At 70.8% G+C, this 24,134-nt stretch carries 16 protein-coding genes and 3 pseudogenes; 9 read left to right on the top strand and 10 right to left on the bottom strand.

Annotation, left to right across the window (positions count from 1 at the left end; translation table 11 throughout):
- Positions 1–2: 2 nt before the first annotated feature.
- Positions 3–1,250, bottom strand: coding sequence for a 3-phosphoshikimate 1-carboxyvinyltransferase (aroA, locus tag ACWC09_RS29670; RefSeq protein ID WP_450853987.1), 1,248 nt, complete (start codon positions 1,248–1,250; stop codon positions 3–5).
- 616 nt (positions 1,251–1,866) lie between these two features.
- On the opposite strand from aroA, the gene ACWC09_RS29665 reads away from it, so the two are divergent.
- Positions 1,867–3,663: a glycoside hydrolase family 3 protein gene (locus ACWC09_RS29665; RefSeq protein ID WP_450853986.1), complete on the top strand. Its 1,797-nt coding sequence runs from the start codon at positions 1,867–1,869 to the stop codon at positions 3,661–3,663.
- Positions 3,664–3,790: 127 nt separating this feature from the next.
- Positions 3,791–4,435, top strand: a complete 645-nt coding sequence (locus ACWC09_RS29660; RefSeq protein WP_450853985.1) for a hypothetical protein — start codon at positions 3,791–3,793, stop codon at positions 4,433–4,435.
- Positions 4,436–4,715: 280 nt separating this feature from the next.
- On the opposite strand, the pseudogene ACWC09_RS29655 reads toward ACWC09_RS29660, so the two are convergent.
- The 5 genes and pseudogenes from ACWC09_RS29655 to ACWC09_RS29635 all read right to left on the bottom strand — a co-directional run.
- Positions 4,716–5,021 (bottom strand): annotated as a pseudogene (locus ACWC09_RS29655) (aminopeptidase); the annotation flags it as partial.
- 14 nt (positions 5,022–5,035) lie between these two features.
- Entirely contained in the window at positions 5,036–5,425 is a 390-nt protein-coding gene (locus tag ACWC09_RS29650; protein ID WP_450853984.1) for a hypothetical protein, read from the bottom strand.
- 78 nt (positions 5,426–5,503) lie between these two features.
- Positions 5,504–9,238, bottom strand: coding sequence for an ABC transporter ATP-binding protein (locus ACWC09_RS29645; protein WP_450853983.1), 3,735 nt, complete (start codon positions 9,236–9,238; stop codon positions 5,504–5,506).
- A 325-nt stretch (positions 9,239–9,563) separates the two neighbouring features.
- The gene (locus tag ACWC09_RS29640; RefSeq protein ID WP_450853982.1) at positions 9,564–10,598 is read right to left on the bottom strand and encodes an esterase-like activity of phytase family protein; all 1,035 of its coding nucleotides are present in this window, start codon (positions 10,596–10,598) and stop codon (positions 9,564–9,566) included.
- Positions 10,599–10,646: 48 nt separating this feature from the next.
- Entirely contained in the window at positions 10,647–11,507 is an 861-nt protein-coding gene (locus tag ACWC09_RS29635) for a serine hydrolase (RefSeq protein WP_450853981.1), read from the bottom strand.
- 157 nt (positions 11,508–11,664) lie between these two features.
- Here ACWC09_RS29635 and ACWC09_RS29630 point away from each other — a divergent pair, with 157 nt between their 5' ends.
- Positions 11,665–13,971 carry a glycosyltransferase family 39 protein gene (locus tag ACWC09_RS29630; protein WP_450853980.1) on the top strand — a complete coding sequence of 769 codons (2,307 nt, stop codon included), beginning with the start codon at positions 11,665–11,667 and terminating at the stop codon, positions 13,969–13,971.
- Positions 13,972–14,109: 138 nt separating this feature from the next.
- Positions 14,110–14,916 (top strand): endonuclease I family protein, encoded by an 807-nt coding sequence (locus ACWC09_RS29625; RefSeq protein WP_450853979.1) that lies wholly within the window; start codon positions 14,110–14,112, stop codon positions 14,914–14,916.
- A gap of 63 nt (positions 14,917–14,979) precedes the next feature.
- Here the strand turns inward: ACWC09_RS29625 and ACWC09_RS29620 are convergent, their stop codons facing one another.
- Entirely contained in the window at positions 14,980–16,923 is a 1,944-nt protein-coding gene (locus ACWC09_RS29620) for a tetratricopeptide repeat protein (RefSeq protein ID WP_450854038.1), read from the bottom strand.
- 438 nt (positions 16,924–17,361) lie between these two features.
- Positions 17,362–17,664, bottom strand: a pseudogene (locus ACWC09_RS29615) (hypothetical protein); the annotation flags it as partial.
- Between the two features lie 35 nt (positions 17,665–17,699).
- On the opposite strand from ACWC09_RS29615, the gene ACWC09_RS29610 reads away from it, so the two are divergent.
- Complete coding sequence (locus ACWC09_RS29610) at positions 17,700–17,915, top strand: hypothetical protein (RefSeq protein WP_450853978.1); 216 nt, start codon at positions 17,700–17,702, stop codon at positions 17,913–17,915.
- A 26-nt stretch (positions 17,916–17,941) separates the two neighbouring features.
- Here ACWC09_RS29610 and ACWC09_RS29605 read toward each other — a convergent pair whose 3' ends face one another.
- Both ACWC09_RS29605 and speB read right to left on the bottom strand, forming a co-directional pair.
- Positions 17,942–19,630 (bottom strand): thiamine pyrophosphate-binding protein, encoded by a 1,689-nt coding sequence (locus ACWC09_RS29605; protein WP_450853977.1) that lies wholly within the window; start codon positions 19,628–19,630, stop codon positions 17,942–17,944.
- Positions 19,627–20,613: an agmatinase gene (gene speB, locus ACWC09_RS29600; protein ID WP_450853976.1), complete on the bottom strand. Its 987-nt coding sequence runs from the start codon at positions 20,611–20,613 to the stop codon at positions 19,627–19,629. The genes ACWC09_RS29605 and speB overlap by 4 nt, the downstream gene beginning before the upstream one ends.
- Positions 20,614–20,675: 62 nt before the next feature.
- Between speB and ACWC09_RS29595 the strand changes: the two are divergent.
- The 4 genes and pseudogenes from ACWC09_RS29595 to ACWC09_RS29580 all read left to right on the top strand — a co-directional run.
- Positions 20,676–20,780 (top strand): annotated as a pseudogene (locus ACWC09_RS29595) (HNH endonuclease); the annotation flags it as partial.
- A gap of 102 nt (positions 20,781–20,882) precedes the next feature.
- Positions 20,883–21,431 (top strand): hypothetical protein, encoded by a 549-nt coding sequence (locus ACWC09_RS29590; RefSeq protein WP_450853975.1) that lies wholly within the window; start codon positions 20,883–20,885, stop codon positions 21,429–21,431.
- A gap of 62 nt (positions 21,432–21,493) precedes the next feature.
- Positions 21,494–23,107 (top strand): PucR family transcriptional regulator, encoded by a 1,614-nt coding sequence (locus ACWC09_RS29585; protein ID WP_450853974.1) that lies wholly within the window; start codon positions 21,494–21,496, stop codon positions 23,105–23,107.
- A 104-nt stretch (positions 23,108–23,211) separates the two neighbouring features.
- Positions 23,212–24,000: a phosphatase gene (locus ACWC09_RS29580; protein ID WP_450853973.1), complete on the top strand. Its 789-nt coding sequence runs from the start codon at positions 23,212–23,214 to the stop codon at positions 23,998–24,000.
- Positions 24,001–24,134: the final 134 nt, after the last annotated feature.

The raw sequence follows: 24,134 nt of genomic DNA, 5'->3' as shown, positions 1-24,134 counted from the left end.
GCTCACCGGTCGTCCGCCAGCCGACTCCGCAGGTCGGCGAACGCCTCGTGGAAACCCGGGAAAGTCTTTCGTACGCATCCCGGGTCGTCGAACGAGATTTCCGGCACCCGCAGGCCGGCCACCGCGAAGGACATGACGATGCGGTGGTCGGCGTACGACTTGATCTCGGCGCCGCGTGGGTCGAGGCCCGGTCGGATCTCGATCCAGTCGGGGCCGGTGGCGACCTCCGCGCCCAGCCGCCGCAGGTTCTCCGCGCACGCCTCCAGGCGGTCGCACTCCTTCACCCGGGTGTTCGCCACGTCCTCGATCCGCACCGGGCCGGAGGCGAAGGGGGCGATCGCCGCCAGTGTCGGCATGGTGTCCGAGATGTCCCGCATGTTGACCGTCAGGCCGCGCAGCTCGCCCGTGCCCCGGACGGAGGTGGCAGCCGGGCCCACCCTCACGTCCGCGCCCATCCTGCGCAGTACGTCGACGAAGCCGAGGTCGCCCTGGAGCGCGCCCTCCCCCAGGCCCGGCACCGTCACCTCCCCGCCCGGCGTCAGCGCGGCCGCCGCGAAGAAGTAGCTCGCGGTCGAGGCGTCGGGCTCGACGGCGTAGGTCGTGGCGCGGTAGCCGCCGGGCGGGACCACGAAGACGTCGCCCTGTCTCTCGACCTCCACGCCGAACGACCGCATCATCGCGATCGTGATCTCCACATAGGGGGCGGACACCAGGTCCGTGACCCGGATGCGCAGGCCCTTGCGGGTCAGCGGGCCGAGCAGAAGCAGCGCCGTCAGGTACTGGGAGGACTGGCCCGCGTCCAGGACCACCTCCCCGCCCTCGACCCCGGCCGCCCGCACGGTCAGCGGATGATGCCCTTCCACCTCCTCGTGCCGCAGGTCCACGCCCAGGTCGCGCAGGGCGCGGGAGAGGGGGAGCAGCGGGCGCCGGCGCATCTGCTCCGACGCGTCGAAGCGGTACGTACCGTGCCCGGCCGCCGCCAGGGTCGGCAGGAAGCGGGCGGTCGTCGCGCCGTCCCGGCAGTACACGTCCGCTTCCGCCATCGCGGGGCCCTGCGGGCGGCCGTCCACCTGCCAGGCGTCCGGCGTGCGGCCGACCCGGTACCCCAGCCGGACCAGCCCCTCCGCGAACCCCTCCGTGTCGTCCGACCTCAGGGGCCGTACGAGGGTGGTGACGCCGTCGGCCGCCGCTGCCAGGAAGAGGGCGCGGGCGGTGATGGACTTGGAACCGGGGATGTCGATCGAGGGCATGCCCTCATGATCGGCCGAGCACCGGCTCGACCGCCGCCTCGTCCACGGGATGGACCGATTCCCGTCGCCCCCGCGTCACCGACACCGGCCCCACCCCGCCCGGCATGGCCTGCCACCAGGGGTTGGTCGTAGTCGCCGTGGACCCGGGCTCCACCTCCCGCCGGGGCGCCCAGCATGGGCGGACAAAGGAGCCGCCCGTCGTCCGGCCATCGCAGAGGCCGTACGCACTCTGCAGGAGCAGTGGCCGAACGTGACGGCACACCCGTCCCGTTGAACCCTCCGGCACCGACTTCCGGGATTCGCCGGGAAGGCGGGAACCCACCCCGAATACGGTTCGTCCAACCCCCAGGCTGCCGGATGAGTCTCCGCCGTGCGGTGTCGGCCCTCGCTGCTGGCTGCGATCGCTGACCTACCCTCTCCGCCGTACTGCGGCCGGCAGCACAGCCGCCATCGGCGCGCCCCCCTCCAACAGCGCCGATGGCGGCCCCTTCGCCAAATCCCTCCCCTGCGCGCTCCCTTGACTGGCAGAAACTTCCCGGATATTGCTTCCCCCACGGAAGTTTCCTTCAGTTGATCTCCAGCTGATCTCCAGCGGATCACTCCGGAAGGAGCGCACGTGCCCTCCAGACGTACCGTTCTCGCCGCCGGCGCAGGCGCCACCGCGGCCCTGGCACTCGGCACCACCCCCGCCCATGCCGGCACCCCCGACGACAAGCGGCTCCGCGCCCTGATCTCCCGAATGTCCCTGGCGGAGAAGGTCGGCCAGCTCTTCGTCATGCGGGTCTACGGCGCCTCCGCCACCGCCCCCGACCAGGCCGACATCGACGCCAACCTCAAGGAGATCGGCGTCCGCACGGCCGCCGAGCTGATCGCCAGGTACCGGGTCGGCGGCATCATCTACTTCACGTGGGCCAACAACACCAAGGACCCGCACCAGATCGCCGGTCTCTCCAACGGCATCCAGAAGGCGTCCCTCACCCAGCCCCGCGGCCTGCCCCTGCTCATCACCACGGACCAGGAACACGGCATCGTCTGCCGCGTCGGCGCACCCGCCACCCTCTTCCCGGGCGCCATGGCCATCGGCGCCGGCGGCTCCCGCAAGGACGCCCACACCCTCGGCCGGATCTCCGGCGCCGAGTTGCGCGCGATCGGCATCAACCAGGACTACGCCCCCGACGCCGACGTGAACGTCAACCCGGCCAACCCGGTCATCGGCGTCCGCTCCTTCGGCGCCGACCCGGAGGCGGTGGCCGGCCTGGTCGCCGCGGAGGTCGGCGGATACCAGCGCTCGCACGTCGCGGCCACCGCCAAGCACTTCCCGGGCCACGGCGACACCGCCGTCGACAGCCACTACGGCTTCCCGGTCATCACCCACACCCGCGAGGTCTGGGAGAAGCTGGACGCCGTGCCCTTCCGGGCCGCGATCAAGGCCGGCATCGACTGCGTCATGACCGCCCACATCCAGTTCCCGGCCCTCGACGACTCCGGTGACCCGGCCACGCTGTCCCACCCGATCCTCACGGGCATCCTGCGCGGCGAACTCGGCTACGACGGGGTGGTCGTCACCGACTCCCTGGGCATGGAGGGCGTACGGACGAAATACGGCGACGACCGCGTCCCCGTGCTCGCCCTCAAGGCCGGCGTCGACCAGCTCCTCAACCCGCCGGACCTGGCGGTCGCCTGGAACGCCGTCCTCAAGGCGGTGCAGGACGGAGAGCTCACCGAGTCCCGGCTCGACGAGTCGATCCTCCGCATCCTGCGCCTGAAGGCGCGGCTCCGGCTCTTCGAGCAGCCGTACGTCAGCCAGGGCCGCGTGGACCGGGTGGTGGGCGTCCCCGCACATCTCGCGGCGGCCGACCGCATCGCCGAGCGGACCACGACCTTGCTGGTGAACGAGGGGGGCCTGCTCCCGCTCTCCCGCCGTACGCACAGGACGGTCCTCGTCGTCGGCGCCGACCCGGCCTCCCCGTCCGGCACGACGGGCCCGCCGACGGGTGTGCTGGCGACGGCCCTCACGGAGCTGGGCTTCACGGCGACGGCCCTGTCGACCGGGACCGCACCCTCCGCCGCCACCATCGCCAAGGCGGTCGCGGCGGCGCAGGACGCGGACGCCGTCGTCATCGCCACCTACAACCTCACGGCGACCGGCTCACAGAGGACCCTGGCCGAGCAGCTGGTGGCGACGGGGCAGCCGGTGGTCGCGGTGGCGATCCGAAACCCGTACGACGTGGCGCAACTGCCCACTGTCCGCGCACAGTTGGCGACCTACTCCTGGACGGACGTCGAGCTGCGGGCGGCGGCCCGGGTGATCGCCGGGAAGGTGGGGCCGCGCGGGAGGCTGCCGGTGGCGGTGCAGCGGGCGGACGATCCGGCGCGGGTGCTGTACCCCATCGGATACGGACTGTCGTACTAAACGGGGCGTAGGGCACATACGTCGCGCACCCGGCGTGCGACCCCCAACGGGCCCAAAGCATCCCGCGCGTCTGGCGTGCGCCCGCTGCGGCGGGCCACGCTGGACCAGGGGGGGGTGGGGGATGGCGATGCGTGAGAGATGGTCCGCGGGGGTGGTCTGCGCACTGCTGTTACTGGTCGTCGGCCTGGTGAGCGGTTGCGGTCTCCTGTCGAAGTCCGGTGCCGGCGGGGACGGGCCCAGCGAGTCCGCGGGAAGCGGACGCGCGACCTCGACCCAACAGACCGGCTACGGGGCGCAGTTCCTGGCGGTCGACGAGTGCAGCTCGTTCGGTACGACGAGCTTCACCGAGGTGCCGTGCACCAGTGAACGGGCGGCGGCGCGGGTGATCGCGCGCTACGACGGCAAGGTGAGCACGGGGCCGTTGTGCCCGGCGACCACCGACTTCGTCCTCCACATCAGCCGGCAGAGTCCATCCTCCGACACGGCCGGGGACGGCACGGTGCCACAGGGCTACGCCTGCATGCGCAACCTGGAGCCCCCGCACCCCGGCGACCCCGGCAACGGGGGCGGCCCGCGCACCCTCGTCGGCGACTGCGTCTACGGCTCGGGCAACGGCCAGGTCCGCGAGACGGCGTGCGACGGCAGCGGGAAGCGGAAGCCGCAGTACAAGGTGGTGAAGGCGGTCGCCAAGCGGGCCCAGTGCCCGACGGGGACGGCGCTGTATGTGCGGCTGAAGGGCAACGAACCGGTGGGCTGCGCGCGGACGGCCTAGGCCCTTCCCCACCGCGACGACCCCCGGCCCCGACCGGAGGGCTGCACACGGGCCGCCCAAGCCCTCCCCCGCCGCGACAACCCCCGGCCGACAGGCGCCCCCGGCCCCGACCAGAGGGCTGCACACGCGCCGCCCAAGCCCTCCCCCGCCGACGGGCAACCCTGGCCCCGGCCTGGGCTACGCGCGGGCCGTCCAGGCCCTCGCCCCGCCGCGACGGCGGCCGGCCACGACGGCGGAGTGCGGCGGGGCCGCGTCCGCGCGCCGTGGCTGCCGGGCGGTGTTACGGACGCAGCGCCGGTTCGCGTTCGACGTCCCGCTGGTCCAGCCTGGCATCGAACGTGGCCAGCGGCTTCGCCTGCGCCGCGGTCGCCGCCGGGACGCCCGCCCACTCCAGGATGCGGGCCGTGGCCAACGTCCTCTGGTCGGCGACCAGGCCGGCGACGTTCGCGCCGTGGTCCAGGCCGGGTGCCGTGAAGACGTACGAGCCCTTCGCGCCCTTGCCGACGCGGAACCGCTCCGCTCCCCAGGGGTCGTTCTGGCCGTAGACCAAGAGCATGTGCCGGGCGTTGTGCCGCACCCAGGTGTCATAAGGGGAGTTGATCAGCAGAGAATCCAGCCGGAGCTGATCGACCCCCGGCTCACCGACCCCTTGATCCACACACACCGGTGTCCCGCGTGCACGGTCACCGGGCCGGCGTGGTGCGAGTACCGCCCCTTGTCGACGACGGGGCGGTTGCCGCGGGCCTGGACGCTGACCGACATGGGCCGCTTGGCGGTGGAGGACTTGGCGGGGAAGGTGACGGCGCAGACGTAGCCGTCGCGCTTGTAGACCTGCACGACCCCCGTGGAGAACGGCAGGTCCCGCACCTTCCGCCCCGCGCAGTACGAGGCGGCCTGCGCGTTCCCCGGCGCCGCCAGCGCGAGCAGTCCGGACGCGGTCAGCACGGCCATGCCGAGCGCCATCCGCCGACGTATCGCACCAGTGTCCACTGCAACCCCTCCCCCATCACCGCCAACGAACGTACTGATGTACGGACGCATGACGTACGTCGGATGGTTGCACGACCGTCAGCGAGACACCCCGACCGGCTCCTCCGCGCCCGGCTCCCCGATGAAGGTCCGCCACAGCTCGGCGTACCGCCCGTCCAGGGCGAGCAGTTCGTCGTGCGTACCGTCCTCGACGACCCGCCCGTGATCCATGACGACCACCCGGTCCGCGCGCGCCGCCGTGGTCAGGCGGTGCGCCACCACCAGGGTCGTACGGCGGCCTGCCAGGCGGTCCGTCGCCAGGTTGACCTGGGCTTCCGTGGCGAGGTCGAGGGCGGCCGTCGCCTCGTCGAGGAGGAGGATGTCGGGGTCGACCAGTTCGGCGCGGGCGAGCGCGATCAACTGGCGTTGGCCGGCCGAGAGGTTGCGGCCGCGCTCGGCGACCTCGTGGAGGTAGCCGCCGTCCAGCGTGGCGATCATCTCGTGCGCGCCGACCGCACGGGCCGCCGCCTCCACCTGGGCGTCGGTGGCGTCGGGGCGGCCGTAGGCGATGGCGTCACGGACGGTGCCCTGGAAGAGGTACGCCTCCTGCGGGACGACACCCAGACGGTGGCGGTACGAGGTGATGTCCAGGGCGCGGAGGTCGGTGCCGTCGACGGTGACCCGGCCGCCCGTGGGGTCGTAGAACCGCGCCACGAGCTTCACGAGCGTCGACTTCCCGGCGCCCGTCTCGCCGACGAAGGCCACGGTCTGCCCGGCCGGGATGCTCAACCCGACGCCGCCGAGCGCCTCTTCCCCGTGTGCCTCTTCGGCGGAGCCGTACGCGAAGTGCACGTCCTCGAAGGCGACTTCACCGCGCAGGGAGAGGACTTCGAGGGGTTCGTCGGCCGCCTTCGTGGAGGTCGGTTCCTGGAGCAGCTCCTGGATGCGGCCCAGCGACACCGTGGCCTGCTGGTAGCCGTCGAAGACCTGGGAGAGCTGCTGGACCGGCGCGAAGAACAGGTCGATGTAGAGGAGATACGCGACCAGCGCGCCCGTCGTGAGCGTGGCTTCGTCCACCCGGCCCGCGCCCGCGATCAGCACCGCGGCGGCCGCCACGGACGACAGCAGCTGGACGAACGGGAAGTAGATCGAGATCAGCCACTGACCCCGGGTACGCGCCTTCCGGTAGCTGTCGCTGCGCTCCGCGAACCGCGCCCCGCCGTCCCGCTCCCGCCGGAAGGCCTGCACGATCCGCAGCCCCGAGACCGACTCCTGGAGGTCTGCGTTCACCAACGACACACGCTCACGGGCGAGTTCGTAGGCCTTCACGCTCGCCCGGCGGAAGAAGAACGTGGCCACGAACAGCGGAGGCAGGGTCGCGAACACGACCAGTGCCAGCTGTACGTCGAGCACGAGCAGCGCGACCATGATGCCGAAGAAGGTGACGACGGAGACGAAGGCGGTGACCAGCCCCGTCTGGAGGAAGGTCGACAGCGCGTCGACGTCCGTCGTCATCCTCGTCATGATCCGGCCGGTCAACTCCCGCTCGTAGTAGTCGAGTCCGAGCCGCTGGAGCTGGGCGAAGATCTTCAGTCGGAGGGAGTACAGGACCCGCTCGCCCGTCCGCCCGGTCATCCGGGTCTCGCCGATCTGCGCCGCCCACTGGGCGACCACCGCGAGCAGACCGAGCAGCGACGCCGACCAGACCGCGCCGACCGCCATCGCGGTGACGCCCTGGTCGATGCCGTGCCGGATGAGGATCGGCAGCAGCAGACCCATGCCGGCGTCCACGGCGACGAGGCCGAGGCTGACCAGCAAGGGCAGCCCGAAGCCTCGCAGCAGGCGCTTCAGGCCGTACGACTCCTCCGGCTGTACCGCACGCGCCTCGTCGATGTCCGGCGTGTCCGTCGCCGGGGGCAACGCGTCGACCTGGGTCAGGAGTTCGGGGGTGGCCGGCATCCCGGTCAGGGCGTGGTCCTTGGGCTCACGGTCGCCCGTCCACAGGCGCGGGGTCACCCCGCGCTCGGCGTCGAACTCGGCATCGAGCTCGTCGCGTACGGAGGTGTCCTCCTGAGGACACGCGGGCGGGGTGTGGCCGGGTGAGACGCCGCCGAGTTCGTCGGGGTCGGTGAGCAGGCGGCGGTAGAGCGCGGACCGCTGCTGGAGCTCGTCGTGCGTGCCGATGTCGGCCAGGCGCCCGGCGTCCAGGACCGCGATCCGGTCGGCGAGGTTGAGGGTGGAGCGGCGGTGGGCGATCAGAAGGGTGGTGCGGCCCTGCATGACCTGCTTCAGCGCCTCGTGGATCTCGTGCTCCACGCGCGCGTCCACGGCCGACGTGGCGTCGTCCAGGACCAGGAGCCTCGGGTCGGTGAGGATCGCGCGGGCCAGGGCGACGCGCTGGCGCTGGCCGCCGGAGAGGGTGAGGCCGTGTTCGCCGACCTTGGTGTCGTAGCCGTCGGGGAGGTCCTTGATGAAACGGTCCGCCTGGGCGGCGCGGGCGGCGGTCAGGATCTGTTCCTCGGTCGCGTCGGGGCGGCCGTAGGCGATGTTGTTGCGGACCGTGTCCGAGAAGAGGAACGAGTCCTCGGGGACCAGGCCGATCGCGGCCCGGAGCGAGTCGTGGGTGAGCTCGCGGACGTCGTGGCCGCCGACGAGGACGGCGCCGTGGGTGACGTCGTAGAAGCGCGGGAGGAGCAGGGAGACCGTCGACTTGCCGGAGCCGGAGGAGCCGACGACCGCGAGGGTCTCGCCGGGGCGGATCTCGAAGCTCAGGCCGTCGAGGACGGGGCGCTCGTGGTCGTAGCCGAAGGAGACGTCGTCGAACTCGACGGTCGCGGGGGCGTCGGCGGGAAGGGTCTTCGTGCCGTCGGTCATGGACGGTTCTGTGTCGATGAGCTCCAGAACGCGCTCGGTACCGGCCCTCGCCTGCTGGCCGACCGTGAGGACCATGGCGAGCATACGGACCGGGCCGACCAGCTGGGCGAGGTAGGTGGAGAAGGCGACGAAGGTGCCGAGGGTGATGTGGCCGCGGACCGCGAGCCAGCCGCCGAGGGCGAGCATGGCGACCTGGCCGAGGGCGGGGACGGCCTGGAGGGCGGGGGTGTAGGTGCTGTTCAGCCGGATGGTGCGCAGGCGACCCGCGAAGAGCCTGCGGCCGACCTCCCTCAGCTTCCCGGTCTCCTGGTCCTCCTGCCCGAAGCCCTTCACCACGCGTACGCCGCTGACGGCGCCGTCGACCACACCCGCGACGGCCGCCGCCTGGGCCTGGGCGTACCAGGTGGCGGGGTGCAGCTTGGAGCGGCTGCGCCTGGCGATCCACCACAGGGCCGGGGCGACGGCGAGGGCGACCAGGGTGAGCGGCAGCGACAGCCACGCCATGATCGCGAGGGAGATCAGGAAGAGCAGGACGTTCCCGATGGTCATCGGGAGCATGAAGAGCAGGCCCTGGATCAGCTGGAGGTCGCTGGTGGCGCGGCCGACGACCTGGCCGGTGGACAGCTCGTCCTGGCGGCGGCCGTCGAGCCGGGTGATCGTCTCGAACATCTCGGTACGCAGGTCGTGCTGGACGTCGAGGGCGAGCCGGCCGCCGTAGTAGCGGCGGATGTAGGTGGCGACGTAGACCAGGGCGGCGGCGCCGACCAGGGCGCCGGCCCACGGGCCCATACGGCGGCTGTGGTCGCCGATCACATCGTCGATGATCACCTTGGTGACCAGCGGGACGAGCGCCATGACGGCCATGCCGGCCAGGGAGGAGCCGAGCGCGAGGACGACGTCCTTGGGGTAGCGCCATGCGTACCCCGCCAGTCGCCGTGCCCAGCCCCTTTGCGCGCTCACGCCGGTGTCCTCCGTCGGTCGACAGCCCTGATCTACCGGAAGGCACCAACACGGACAGAAGCGGATTTCATCCCTCCGCAACAAAAGGGCGGAGGCCGGTGGACGGGCGGCCGCATCTACGCGCGTAGGGCGCGCCAGGTGGCAGCCTCGACCGCCCCGGTGGCGGCCAGGTGCTCGCACCGCTGGGAACGCTGGACGGCGTGCCGGTCCGGTTGCCGTGGGTGCCGTCGACGTCACCGAGGGGAAACCGGGGCCGCGCCCGCGGCGGGCGGTGGGTGCGGCCCCGTGCCGTCACTGCAACCGCGCTGTCACTTCACCCGCGCTGTCACTTCACCCGTGCCGTGAGCCGGTAGAAGCGGGTCGTCTGTACGGCGTTCTGGTTGTCGTCGCTGACCAGAAGGAGGTGGAGCCGGCCGCCGTGGTGGCCGGTGATGGTCATGCCCTCGATGTTGTCGAGGAGGGGGTTGGGCTGGGGCTGCTTGGCGGTGGCGCCGAGGGAGGGGCAGTCGGCGACGTCGGCGAGCAGGGTCTTCTTGATGAGCCGTACGCCCGCCTCGCCGGTCAGGTTCTCGATGCCGCCGGTGTCCGTCGCATGCCGCGGGTCGGCCAGGTAGAGGCGGACGGTGTTGCCGACGCCGGAGGTGAAGCCGCGCTCCAGGACGAGGAGGCGGCCGTCGGGGGTGGCCTGGACCTCGGGGACGCCGAGACCGGCGTCGACGGGGTAGGCGTACTGGGCGGAGAGCCTGAAGTGGCCGCCCTTCGTCCGCTCCCAGGTCTGGAAGCGGAGGATGGTGGAGCTGTCGCCGGAGAGGGCTCCCTCCATCGAGGCCAGCAGGGTGTGGCCGCCGGGCAGCAGGGTCAGTCCCTCGAAGGTCAGGTTGGACGTGGCGCGTCCGGCCGGGGCGACGAGCAGCGAGGTCGGCACCGGGAGCCGGTCGAGGATCTTGCCGTCGGTGCTGTAACGCCGTACGGACGGCTCGACCTCGGAGGTGATCAGCCGGGTGCCGTCCCGGTCGATGGCGAGGCCCTCGCTGTCGAGGGCGGCGCCCTTCGCGTCGGCGAGCTGGACGACGGACTTCGGCCGGAGGGTCTGCGCGTCCAGGTCGAACAGCGAGGAGCGGTCCTCCAGGGCGGCGATCGAGCCGTCCCTGTCGATCGCGAGCGCGGAGAAGTTGCCGACGAACGTGCCGTCGAACGTCGTCTTGTCCAGCGCGTCGGAGAAGCTGTCGAGGGAGACGGACGGCGAACAGGCGTGGTTCACCGACGAGTCGACGTCAGCGGTGGCGGGCCCGGCGGCGGACAGACAGGTGGCCGCCGCCAGGGCCGCGGTGGTGGTCGCGAGTACGGTTCTCAGGCGCATGGGCGCCACCGTAGGACGGGACGGTGACGGTCGGGAGACCGGCAGTGGTCAACTCGCGGCCAGATCCCTGTGAATGACCTTCGCGACGCCCTGAATGGTCGTGATGCCGTAGTTCATGGTGCTGTTGCCCCAGGTGAGCACCGTGATCATGTAGTCGTGGCCGCCGCCGTTGAAGGTGCCGACGCTGTGCACCCGCCAGCCGTGCGTGGAGCGCTGGAGCCAGCCGTTCTTGACGTGCCACGAGACCCCGGACGGGACGCCGTACGGCGTGCCCCAGCGCTGCGACGAGATGACCTGGCCCATCAGCTTCAGGATGTAGGCACGGGAGTTGTCGCTGAGGACGTCGTTCTTCGCGGTGATCAGCTTGAGCAGTTTCTGCTCGTCGGTGACGTTGATCTGGGTCAGACCCCAGTAGCCGTTCGCGCCCGGGACGGTCTTCGTCATGCCGGCGGCGCTCAGGAAACCCTTGATCTTCGTCAGGCCGAGCTGCTTCCAGAGCTTGCTGGTCGCGGTGTTGTCCGACTTGGTGATCATGGCCTTGGCGAGCGAGGCCTCGGTGTCGGTGAGGTAGCGGTTGTGCTTCTTCGCGTCCCAGAGCAGCGTGGCGAGGACGGTGACCTTCACGACGCTCGCGGAGTCGTAGGACGAGGTGGCGCGGAGCGAGCAGGTGGTGTTGGTGGTGCGGTCGTAGAGGCCTACGGCGATCGTGCCCTTGCGGTTCGCGAGGGCGGTGGTGATGTCCTTCTGCAACTTGGTGGCCAGCGCGGCCTTGGAGGACGTACAGCTGACGGTCGGCGTCGTTGCCGCGGCGGCGGGCGAGGCGGCGGCCACGGCGGGTATGAGGACACCGAGGCCGACGGCCCCGGTGACGAGCGCTCTCGCGCGTCTGGTGGATATCCCGTGAGTCATGCCCCTGTTGACACACAGGTTCGGGTGAAAGGTTGTACGCATCAGCGGGCTTGTTGGGCAACGGCTGTACAACGCGTTACCGCGCCCTTTGCGAATTCACAGGCAAGGGCCAGGTTCGGCACAGCGCGCGCTCACCCCGCCTCTGCACGATGCCCTCGTGACATCTGCCACCGATCCACTCCCCCACACCGAGCCCGTCTCCGCCGACTGGCCGCCGCCGGCCCCACCCGCCCAGGCGCCCCCGGAGCGAGCCCCGCGCTGGTCGCTCCCCGCCCTGATCGCGATCCTGGTCCTGGCGGCGGTCCTCTACGGCTGGAACCTGTCCGGCAACAGCCTGAACAGCTTCTACAGCGCGGCCGTCTACAGCGGCACGAAGAGCTGGAAGGCGTGGTTCTTCGGCTCGCTCGACGCCGGGAACTTCATCACCGTCGACAAGCCGCCGTTCGCGCTCATGATCATGGGCCTGTCCTGCCGGCTCTTCGGCTTCGGCACCTGGCAGATGATGGCGCCGGAGATCGCCGCCGCGCTGGGCACGATCTGGATCCTGCACTCCTCCGTGAAGCGTCACTTCGGCCATGTGGCGGCCACCATCGCCGCCCTGGTCCTGGCGCTGACCCCGATCACGGTGGCCATCAACCGGGACAACAACCCCGACACCATCCTGGTGTTGCTGATGGTCGCCGGTGCGGCCCTCGCGCTCAGGTCGGTCCGCACCGACAGGCTGCTGCCCCTGATCGGCTCGGCCGTCTGCTTCGGCCTCGCCTTCAACACCAAGATGCTCCAGGGCTACATCGCCCTGCCGGCCGTCTTCGCGGTGTACGTGTACGCCTCCAAGCTCGGCTGGAAGAAGAAGGTCGTCAACCTGGCCCTCGCGGCGGTGGCGTTGGCGGTCTCCAGCTTCTGGTGGGCCACGGCGGTCTCCCTGGTCCCCGCCGACGACCGCCCCTACATCGGCGGTTCGACCGACGGCTCCGCCTGGAACCTGATCATGGGCTACAACGGCCTGGGCCGCGTCCTCGGCGGCGAGGGCAACGGCGGCGGGGGTGGTGGCGGTGCGACGTTCGCCGGCAGCGCGGGCATCGGCCGTATGTTCAACGACATCCTCGGCGGCCAGATCTCCTGGCTGATCCCCTTCGCGTTCCTCGCGTGCGTCGCCGGCATCGTCCTGGTGGGCCGCGCCCCGCGCACCGACCTCACGCGCGCCGCGCTGATCCTGTGGGGCGGCTGGCTGGTCCTGCACTACCTGACCTTCGCCATGGCCGAGGGCACGATGCACCCGTACTACACGACCGCGCTCGCCCCGGGCATCGCGGCGCTCACCGGTGGCGGCGGCGTCATGCTGTGGCGCGCCTTCCGCGGCGGCGACGCCCGCTGGTCGTGGGTGCTGCCGGCGGGTCTGGCCGTCACCGGCATCTGGGCCGTGGTGCTCCTGCGCCGGGCGACCGGCTGGAACACCTGGCTGTGGCCGGCGGTCGCCGTGGTCATGGTCCTCGCGATCGTGGGTCTGTTCGTCTTCCGCTCCGTCACCTCCGGTACGAAGGTGCGGCTGCTCGGCGCGTCGATCGCGGCGGCGATCGTGGCGGCCCTCGCCGGTCCGACGGCATACGCCGCCTCCCCGGCCTTCGGTTCCTCCAGCGGCATGATGGGCGGCACCAACCCGACGGCGGGCCCGTCGACCGGTGGCGGCATGGGCGGTCCCGGCGGCGGTGGCGGCCGGGGCGGCTTCGGCGGCGGCAACGGGCCGGGCGGCAGCCAGCAGGGCGGTACGCAGCAGGGCGGCCAGGCGAACGGCGAGATGCCGGGCGGCGGTCAGGCGAACGGCGAGCTTCCCGGTGGCGGGAACGGTCAGATGACGCCGGGCGGCGGCAACGGTGAGCTGCCGCAGGGCGGTATGCCGAGCGGTGCGCCGAACGGCCAGAGCGGCCAACAGGGCGGCACGAACGGGGAGTTCCCCGGCGGCGGCACGGCTCCTGGCGGTGAGGCCGGCGGCATGGGCGGCGGCATGGGCGGCGGCGGCATGGGCGGCGCCGACAGCCAGCTGATCTCGTACCTGGAGAAGCACCAGGACGGCGCCGAGTGGCTGATCGCGGTCTCCAACTCGCAGAGCGCCGGCCAGATGATCCTCAGCACCGGCAAGCCCGTCATCTCGATGTTCGGCTTCACCGGCTCCGACAAGGCGATGACCCTCGCCAAGCTCAAGGAACTGGTGAAGAAGGGCGAGCTGCACTACATCCAGCTCGGCGGCGGCATGGGCGGCGGCCCCGGTGGCGGCAACAACGCGAACACGGAACTCACCAGCTGGGTGCAGAAGCACGGCACGGCGGTGAAGGAGAGCGCGTACAACAAGAACGCGACGTCGGAGTCGTCGAGTTCGTCTTCCTCGAAGACGTCCAGCTCCTCGAACTCCTCGAACCAGTCGAGCACTTCGACGGTCTACCGTCTGGACCCGTCGGACGTCGGCTGACGCGAACCGATCCCACAACGGCCCCCGACCACACGGTCGGGGGCCGTTTTTAACGTCCCGTTAACCGACAAGACCTCATGTCCATGTCACCCTCCCTCTTGCCGCCTCCATTCAACCCGCGTAGATGGGACAACCTTTATGCTGGCGACAGGCATCCGCCGCTGGAAGTCGGTGGCCCTCACCACCGCAGCCGTCCTGGTCGGCCTCGCCGCACCGGCCGTCACGGCGACCCCGGCCTCCGCGACGACGACCGCGTACGACTCGACGTACTACAAGAACGCGATCGGCAAGACGGGCACCAGCCTCAAGTCCTCCCTGCACACGATCATCAGCACGGGTGTGTCGAAGCTGTCGTACTCGGCGCTCTGGAACGCGCTCAAGGTCACGGACCAGGACCCGAACAACAGCAGCAACGTGATCCTGCTCTACTCGGGCATCTCCCGCAGCAAGTCGCTCAACGGCGGTGACAGCGGCGACTGGAACCGCGAGCACGTGTGGGCGATCTCGCACGGCGACCTGACCACCTCGACCGGTCCGGGCACCGACCTGCACCACATCCGCCCGGAGGACGTGGCGGTCAACGGCAAGCGCGGCAACCTCGACTTCGACGAGGGCGGCTCCACCTTCACCAACAGCGGCGGCAGCAAGGTCGACTCGGACTCCTTCGAGCCCCGCGACGCCGTCAAGGGCGACGTCGCCCGCATGATCCTCTACATGGCCGTCCGCTACGAGGGCGACGACGGCTTCGCCGACCTGGAGCCCGACGACCAGGTCAACAACGGCTCCAACCCGTACATCGGCAAGCTCTCCATCCTGAAGCAGTGGAACGACGAGGACCCGCCCTCCTCCTTCGAGGAGAACCGCAACGACGTCATCTACACCACGTACCAGCACAACCGGAACCCGTTCATCGACCACCCGGAGTGGGTCGACGCGATCTGGTAGGCGGGCCCGCGAGGGTCCGGGTGGTCCTCCGCACCCGGACCCCCCGCGGATCTGCCGGGACACTCAGTCGGCCGACCGGGCAAGGTCCCGAAGGCGCCTCTCGGCGGCCTCCAGTCGGTCGTCGAACCGGCCTTCGCTGGCCTCGGCCAAGGTCCGCAGGAGTCGGACATGCTCTTCGGCGATGGTCAGTGCCGCATCCAGGGACCCCATGGCGGCATGGCAATCCCTGAGGTCGAAGAGCACGATTTCGAGAAGCGGCGCGTAGTACCCGAAGTGCCGATGCGTCTGCGATCGCCGGATCGCCACCGCACTGTGCAGGTGCTCCAGAGCCTCGTCGAACTCCCCGAGGTCGATCAACGCACAGCCGAGATTATGGAGGCATCCAGCCAGCTCGATGCCGTCCTGGGCGGGATCGCCCTCACCGATCAGCTGCCGACTGAGGCGAGCCCCCTCACGCGCTTCGTCCCTCCGCTCCTCGGCGGAAAGCCCAGGCCGCCCCGCGAGGTTGCCCAGACTGTAGGTAAGCATGCGCCGGTATTCGTCCGCGAGTTCCGGGTTCGCCCTACCGACGCGTTCCACGAGTTCTGTTTCTATGCCGATCGCCTCGCGCGTGGCCTCCAGGCCCCGTACGTGGTCTCCGCTCCGCGTGAAGATGACTCCGGCCCAGTCCAGGTCTACAGCGAACCGCGCGAGGTGGTGTTCGTCCCTGTCCTTGAGCTCCCGGAAGATCTCGAGATCCTTCTGGATCTCGGCGGCGGCTTTGACATACTCCCCCGCGTGGTCGAGGCGGTGCGCCAACTGCCGATGGACCAAGGCTCGTTTGTACACATCGGCTCCCGCCTCGCGCAGACGATAGTCCGTGAGGCGCTCAGCCAGTGCCGCGGCTCCGGCATCGAGTTCCACGTCCATGAAGGGCAGCGCGGTTTCCAGCGCGTCGAGCAGGGACTCGGGTATACAGAGGTTGTCCGCCAGCCGGGAGATCGCGGCCGAGCCTGCCTGTCGGAACAACTCGGGATGATCCGCCAGCAACGGGACGAGTTGTCGGCGGGTGACGTGCTCCCAACGCCGAGCGGCCTCGATCAGGGTGATCAGCGCCCGCTTGGTCCACGCAGCACTGACGACCTGCTCCTCCTCGACGGTGAGCGCTTCGCCGAGGATCAGCCGCCGTGGCGCGTCCACGGCCCAGTCGTCGCCGAGCGGGGAGAAGGCCGGTTCGGCCGGCAGGAGCAGCGCGAGGAAGTCCTCGGCAAGCAGGTCGGGATGGAGCGGCTCCAGAACGGTGCCGGACTGGTGCACGGGGTAGGCGACGGCGTGGTCCTTGACCACCTTCGCCGGCGTTTCGTGGCAGTCCACCTCTACTCGCGCGACCGCGGCGACGGCGTCGTTCCGCGGCAGCGCCCCGGTGAGTGCCGCTGTGTACACCACCTGCGCAAAGACATCTGGTCCGATCGCCACCCGCCCGGACTGCAGGAGCCGCTCCCACTGTTCACGCTCCCGCTTCACCAGGTACTCCGAAATGCCGGCCCGGCTGCTGGGGGGTGCCTCACCCCGGCGTTGGGCTTCAACGTCGGCCAAGGCGGCCATGTGCACGGCGAGCACGGTGAAGAATCCGTCGCCCGTAAGATCGCGCGGCTCGTCGGGCATCGTCGCGTCGACGGCCGATGCGAAGTATGCGCAGGCCCGGGTGTAGAGCATGCCGCGGTCGATGCCCTCGTCCTCTTCCAGCGGCGGAAGCCTGACGTCACCGAAGGGGATTCCCCAATCCGTGAGGTACCGCGTGGGTGTACTCCACCACCCTCCGACCGAGCGTGAGATGAGCAGTACCCGAACTCTCCGGTGTCCCTGCTCTCGGCAGTCGTCGAGGAAGTCGACGAGCTGCTGGTGCGGCCAGCGCTCGGCGTAGTCGACGACCAGAAGCAGCGTTTCCGGACGACCGGGCTCGGCCGGAGCCAGGGCCGGCTCTACGTCGAGCATGTCCGAGGCCGTCTGGTCCGTGCCGTGTCGCACCTGGAGGACCGAGCAGCCCGCGACCCGGCTCACCGCCCCGAACTCGATGGCCAGCCGCGACTTCCCCTGCCCGGCAGGTCCGTGGAGCAGACGCACATCCACCGGGTCCGGGTCGGGACCGTCCGGATCTCTCCACTCCCTCAGCGACTCCATCACGGCTCGCCTGCCGACGAAGTCAATCTGCTGGTGGTCGGCCCTGAGCAACAGACTGGGTCGTTCCTGCGCCTCCTGCGTGGAGAAGTCTCGTCGCCTCGGCATTCCCCGGTTCAGGAGGTACGAGATCTTCCCGTCCCCGTCGCGTACTTCGGCTCTCGCCCCGTCGATCTCGACCTGCCGGCCACGACCGACCCGCCACCACGCCCTCGTGCCGGTCATCCGGGCCGCCTTCTCCTGCTGAGCCTGTGTCCAGAGGCCGAGCAGCGACGTCTTGCTGACCCCCAGGGCCCGGCCCACTCGCTCGACCGTGTCACGGTGAGGCATCGCCGGACCACCGAGACAGTTGCGCACGGCCCCGCGCGACAGCTGCGTCACTTCGGCAAGCCACGCCTCGGTTTTCCCTTGTGACTCGCGCGCGTCGCGCAGACGCTTCTTGAGGACGGCCAGAGCCCCGGCCGCCTCGCCCTCGCTCCGCCCGTCACTCGCCAACGTCCCCCTCCGGATGGCTGGTTCGAGTACACCGCACGCGGCCGTACATCCACGTACACAGTGAACAGCGATGTACGAACCGTCCGGGAGATTCACCTCAGGCGCAAGACCACCGATGGAAGGTGACTCCTATGATCTTCACTCCGACCGGCCTCGCCCTGACCGTCCTGGGCCTGACCGTCGCTCTCCTGGGTGCCGGACTGGTCGGCCTCATCACAACTGTCCTCTCGCTCCAGGCAGGAGACGGTCTCGCGGTGGCGGTGATGAAGGGGGGCAAGGCGTCCGCCGCCGTACTGACGTTGCTGATCGCCGCCACTGCACTGGCCGTCAACAAGTTCGAGGGATGAGCCCACGGAACGCGATCGCCACCCGGTCAGCCATCCAGGTGCGTAGGCGCGAACATGCGCAGCACGGCAGGGAGCACCACCACCGACGGGCCCGGCGAGGCGAGCGCCTTCGCCAGGTCCGCCTCCAGGTTCTCGGGCGTCGTCCGCACCCCCGGCACCCCGAACGACTCCGCCAGCGCCACATAGTCCGGCCGGGCCAGCTCCGTCGCCGTCGCCTGTCCGAACGCGTCCGTCATGTACTCGCGCAGGATGCCGTAGCCCCCGTCGTCGACGATCAGCCAGGTGACGTTCAGGTCGTACTGCCGCGCCGTCGCCAACTCCGCGATGGAGTACAGGGCTCCGCCGTCGCCGGACACCGCCAGCACCGGCGTCGTCGGGTCGGCCACCGCCGCTCCCAGCGCCGCCGGGAAGCCATAGCCGAGGCCGCCGGCGCCCTGGGCGGAGTGCATGTGGTTGGGGCCCTTGGCGTCGAAGGCCGACCAGGCCCAGTACGCGAGGATCGTCATGTCCCAGAAGGACGGGGAGCCCGCGGGGAGGGCACGGCGGACGGACGCCAACACATCCTGTTCCAGGGTGAGTTCCTGGGCGGCGATGCGGGCGGTGACCTTTGCCAGCAGCTCGCGCACCCGCTCCGGAGCCGATGTGTCCTCCCGCTTCTCCACCGTCTCCAGCAGCGCCTGCAACGCCAGTCGCGCGTCCGCGTGGATGCCCAGTGCCGGATGGTTGGACTCCAGCTTGCCGAGGTCCGCCTCGATCTGGACGACCCGGCCGCGCGGCTTGAACGTGTGGTAGTTGGAGGAGAGTTCGCCGAGGCCCGAGCCCACCACCAGCAGGACGTCCGCGTCCTCCAGGAAGTCCGTCGTGTGGCGGTCCTCGATCCAGGACTGGAGGGACAGCGGGTGGTTCCAGGGGAAGGCACCCTTGCCGCCCGGAGTCGTGACGACGGGCGCCTGCAGCCGCTCCGCCAGCCGGCGCAGCTTCCCCGACGCGTCCGCCCGCACCACTCCCCCGCCCGCGATGATCGCCGGGCGCTCGGCCTTCGACAGCAAGTCGGCCGCCACGGCGGTGAGTTCGGGGCGCGGAGGCAGGTCGTCGGGGAAGGTGTCGCCGCCCGTCACCACCGGGATCGACGTCTGAGCCAGCAGCACGTCCTGCGGGATCTCCACCCACACCGGGCCGTGGGGAGCGGAGAGAGCCGACTTCCAGGCCTCCGCGATCGCCGACGGGATCTGGGACTGCGTACGGACCGTGTGGACCGATTTCACCACGCCCCTGAACGAGGCTGCCTGGTCCGGGAGTTCATGCAGATACCCATGCCTGCCGCCGCCCAGGCCCGCCGTCGGGACCTGGCTGCTGATCGCCAGTACGGGGGCACAGGCCGCACGCGCCTCCTGAAGCGCCGCGAGCGACGTCAGCGCGCCCGGACCCGTCGACAGCAGGAGCGGCGCCGCCTCTCCCGTGATCCGGCCGTACGCGTCCGCCGCGAACCCCGCGTTGTTCTCCACCCGCAGGCCGATGTAGCGCAGGTCGGAGCGGCGCAGCGCGTCGAACATGCCGAGCGCGTGCTGGCCGGGCAGGCCGAAGACCGTTGTCGCGCCGAGCCCGGCCAGCGTCTCCACGACCAGGTCTCCTCCGTTGCGACCGGGAGGAGGGTTCAGAGCGGCAGAGATCTGCGCCTCCGTCGGGCGGAGTTCCAGGTCGTGGTCGTGGGTCACTTCGCGCGGGCCTCGGCAATCTGGCGGGTCATGATCGTGGTCAGTTCGTACGCCGTGTGGGACGCGGCCACCGACGTGATCTCCGCGTGATCGTACGCGGGGGCCACCTCGACGACATCGGCCGAGACCAGGTTGCAGGAGGCCAGGCCGCGCAGGATCTCCAGCAGTTCGCGGGAGGTCATGCCGCCCGCTTCCGGCGTGCCCGTGCCGGGCGCGTGCGCCGGGTCCAGGCAGTCGATGTCGATGGAGATGTAGAGGGGGCGGTCGCCGATGCGCCGGCGCAGCTGGTCGGCCACCTCGTCCGCGCCCCGGCGGTAGATGTCCGCCGACGTGACGATGCCGAAGCCCATCTTCTCGTCGTCGGTGAGGTCCTGCTTGCCGTAGAGCGGGCCGCGGGTGCCGACATGCGAGAGCGCCTCGGTGTCGAGGATGCCCTCCTCCACCGCCCGCCGGAACGGCGTCCCGTGCGTGTACTCCGCGCCGAAGTACGTGTCCCAGGTGTCGAGGTGCGCGTCGAAGTGGAGCAGGGCGACCGGGCCGTGCTTCTTCGCGACGGACCGCAGCAGGGGCAGCGCGATGGTGTGGTCGCCCCCGAGGGTCATCAGCCGCGCGCCCGTCCCCAACAGCTCGTCCGCCGCCGCCTCGACCGTCTCCACGGCCTCGTTGATGTTGAACGGGTTCACGGCGATGTCGCCGCCGTCCGCCACCTGCGCCAGTGCGAAGGGAGAGGCGTCCTGCGCCGGGTTGTAGGGCCGCAGCAGCCGGGACGCCTCGCGGATCGCGTTGCCGCCGAAGCGGGCGCCCGGCCGGTACGAGACGCCCGAGTCGAACGGCACGCCCACCACGGCGACATCGGCACGGCCGACCTCGTCGAGGCGGGGCAGCCGGGCGAAGGTCGCGGGTCCGGCGTACCGCGGGACGCGGGAGGAGTCGACGGGTCCGCGGGGTTCGACCCGCGGCACCTCGGACTGGTGGGCGGTCACTGCAGGGCGATCAGGTGTTTGCATGAAATTCCTCAGGGTGGGGACGAGCCTGCGCCTACTGCGGTACCAAGGGCGTACCTCTGCAGATCGAGCACATCAGACCAAAGGCTCTTGGGGGATCTGGTCGAATCAGCAATCTCACGCTGTGCTGCGAGCCGTGCAATCAGGCCAGAGGAGCTCTGCCCGTCGAGGACTTCCTCCGCAATGCCCCTGAACGGCTTCGGCGGATACTCGCCCAGGCAAAGGCTCCCTTGCTGGGAACTGCCGTCATGAATGCCACTCGCTTCCAGCTCACTCGCGAACTCGCTCGGCTCGGTGTGCCAGTACGGCCCTGGTCGGGCGGGCTGACGAAGCACAACCGCACGCGTGGAGGACTGGCCAAGACGCACACCACCGACGCGCTCGCGGTTGGCGATCTCGGCCCCGCCAACATTGTTCGGTATCCGACCGACGTACTGGTCGTCACAGCAACCGGGCGGGGTTCCTATGCGCGTACCCGATCCGACGCATACGGCTTTCCCCGCCTGCTCCTGCCGAGGCAGAAGCGGTTTTACGGCTACGCAACCGGTGACCTGGTTCGTGCTGTCATCCGCACTGGTCGTCATACCGGAACCCACACCGGTCGAATCGCCATCCGCTCCACCGGTCGGCATCGGGTCACCACCCCCGACGGACACCACATCGACACCCGCCACACGAACATCCAGCTTCTGCAACGAGGCGACGGATACGGCTACGCGATCAAACATGAGGCGAGGCTGCCCGAGAGTCATGAGTCACCTCCCTCACGCCGTCGTACTGCCTCCCGACAACGGTAAGCAGCTCAGAAGAGCCGAGGAAGTGTACATTTCTCCCATCATCAAGCCGCAGGGTGGAGGAAATGCACACCGCGCCGATTTCCGAGGACATCTCAGTGCCGCCCACACCACCCGTGCCCCTCGCGGCCCTCCTGGCCCGTGAGGACCTGGCCCTGCGGCAGATCGCCGGGCCGGTCGACCCCGACCTCGTCATCCACTGGGCGCACGCGTCGGAGATGGCCGACCCGTATCCGTATCTGCTGGGCGGCGAGCTGCTGTTGACGGCGGGGGTGCACATTCCGGACGCGGCCGGTTCGGGGACGTACTTCGACGACTACGTGTCCCGGATCGTGGCGGCGGGCGGGGTGGCCCTCGGTTTCGGACTGGCCCCGGTGCACGACACGGTCCCCCGTGCGCTGGTCGCGGCGTGCGACGCGTACGAGCTCCCGCTCGTCGAGGTGCCGCCGGAAACCCCGTTCACCGCCGTGGCCCGCGCGCTCTGGCAGCTGATGGCCCAGGCCAGGACGGCGGAACTGCGCCGTGTGACGGAGGCCCAGCAGAGCCTCGCGGCGGCGGCCTCGCGCCCTGATCCGGTGCCTTCGGTGCTGCGTCAGCTGGGGCAGCGGGTGGGCGGCTGGGCCGCGCTGTACGGGCCGGAGGGGGCGGAGATCGCCGGCGCGGGACGGCCCGTGGCTCCCGGCGTCCGGCGGTCACTGGCCGAGCTCGCGGAGGTCGTACGCCCCTCCGGCCGAGGCACCCCCACCTCCGCCACCGACACCACCGCCGGCACCCACCTCGCCGCCTACGCCCTCGGCACCGGCCAGGGCTTCACCCTCGCCGTCGCCTCCCCGCACCGCGAACCGGGCGACCACACGATCGCCTCCGTCGCCGCGGTACTCCTCTCCCTCCTGACCGCCGAGCACCAGGGCGGCACGGCAGCGGCGAGGTCTTCGGCCCTCGTACGACTGCTGCTGGGGGCGGCGCCGGTCGAGGTGGCGCGGCTAGTGGGCGACGAGGGAGACGACGGGGACGGCGGGGACGGCGGCCGCTGGCTGGTGGTGCACGCCCAGCCCGACGCGCGGGGCGGAGGCGGAGCCGGGGTGACCGGCGGGGCGACGGATTCGCGCGCTACGCCGCTCGCCCCCTCCGCACGAGCCGCCCAGCCGACGTCGACCGCCGCCTCCCCCATCGACCCCGTGGCCGCCTCCGCCCTCGGCAGCGCTCTCGGGTCGCCGCTGATCGACCTGGCCGACGACGTCGTACGCGTCCTGTTGCCCGCGGGTCGCGAGCCCGCGCCGCAAGCCGGCTGGACGCTGGGTGTCAGTGCCGCCGTCTCCCCGGACGCCTGGTCCTCCGCCGACACACAGGCCGCCCGCGCCCTTGCCCGGGCCCGTGCCACCCGGTCCGCGCTCGTGCGGCACGGGGAGCGCGGCGGGCTTGCCGAGCTGGTGTCGGCGGACGAGGCCGCGGCCCATGCCCGTACCGTCCTCGCGCCCATCGCCGACGCACCGGCCCTCATCGAGACCCTGCGCGCCTGGCTCTCCCTGCACGGCAGTTGGGACCGCACCGCCGTCGCCCTGTCGGTCCACCGCAACACCGTGCGGCAGCGGATCGCCCGGTGTGCGGCGCTGCTGGAGACGGACCTCGACGACCCCGACGTCCGCATGGAGCTGTGGTTCGCGCTGCGCCGGCAATAGGGAGGGCAATAGGGAGGACGGCTCAGCGGCATGAGTACGTGACGCACGTCCCAGCGCGCGGGACGCCAGAGATTCGCACAGTCGTCTGCCTCACAATGGGATACATGCCGATACCCGGGACTCCCAGCCGCACCGAGCTCGTCGACCACCTTGTGCGGACCCGCATCGCGGGCGAGGTCGCCACCCCGCGGGAGAACAACCTCTCGCACTACCGTCAGCTCGCGAACGGCAACCGCCACTACTGGCTCGGCCTGGAGCTCGGCGACCGCTGGACCGACGAGCAGGACGTGCTCGCGGTGATGGCGGAGCGGGTGGGTGTGAACGACGATCCCGAGTACCGCTACGGCCAGGACACCATCGACCCCGAGCTGACCGTCGCCGCGCTGGACCGGCTCGCCGGGCGGCTGCGCAAGGCCGCCGAGGGGCAGCAGCGGGTGCTGTTCGCGACCGGCCACCCGGGCGGCCTGCTGGAGGTGCACCACTCCACGGCCGCCGCACTGCGGGCCGCCGGCTGCGAGATCGTGGTGATCCCGGAGGGGCTGCAGACGGAGGAGGGGTACGTCATGCAGTTCGCGGACGTGGCCGTCCTGGAGCACGGCGCCTCCCTGTGGCACACCCACTCCGGCGAGCCGATGAAGGCCATCCTGACGGGACTCGAACGCGCGGGCCGCCCGCTGCCCGACCTGGTGGTCGCCGACCACGGGTGGACGGGCTACGCCGGCCGGCACGGCGTCGACTCGGTGGGGTACGCCGACTCCAACGACCCGGCACTCTTCCTCGCCGAGGCCGAGGGGACCGTACAGGTGACGGTCCCCCTCGACGACCACGTGGTCAGCCCCCGGTACTACGACCCGATGACGGCGTACCTGCTGACGGAGGCGGGGCTCGCCTAGGGGGTGTGCGGCGGATCGGGTCGGCCGTGAGGCACGGCACCTCCTGGCCAAGCCGAGCGGGGCCATGGGGGTCCCCCCGCTCGAGCGAAGCCGAGAGTGGGGGAGCGTGCAGCTGCAAGGCGGAGGCGGGCGGC

This window comes from Streptomyces sp. NPDC001617 (genome assembly GCF_053596855.1).
This window is presented reverse-complemented; position numbering and strand designations above follow the sequence as displayed.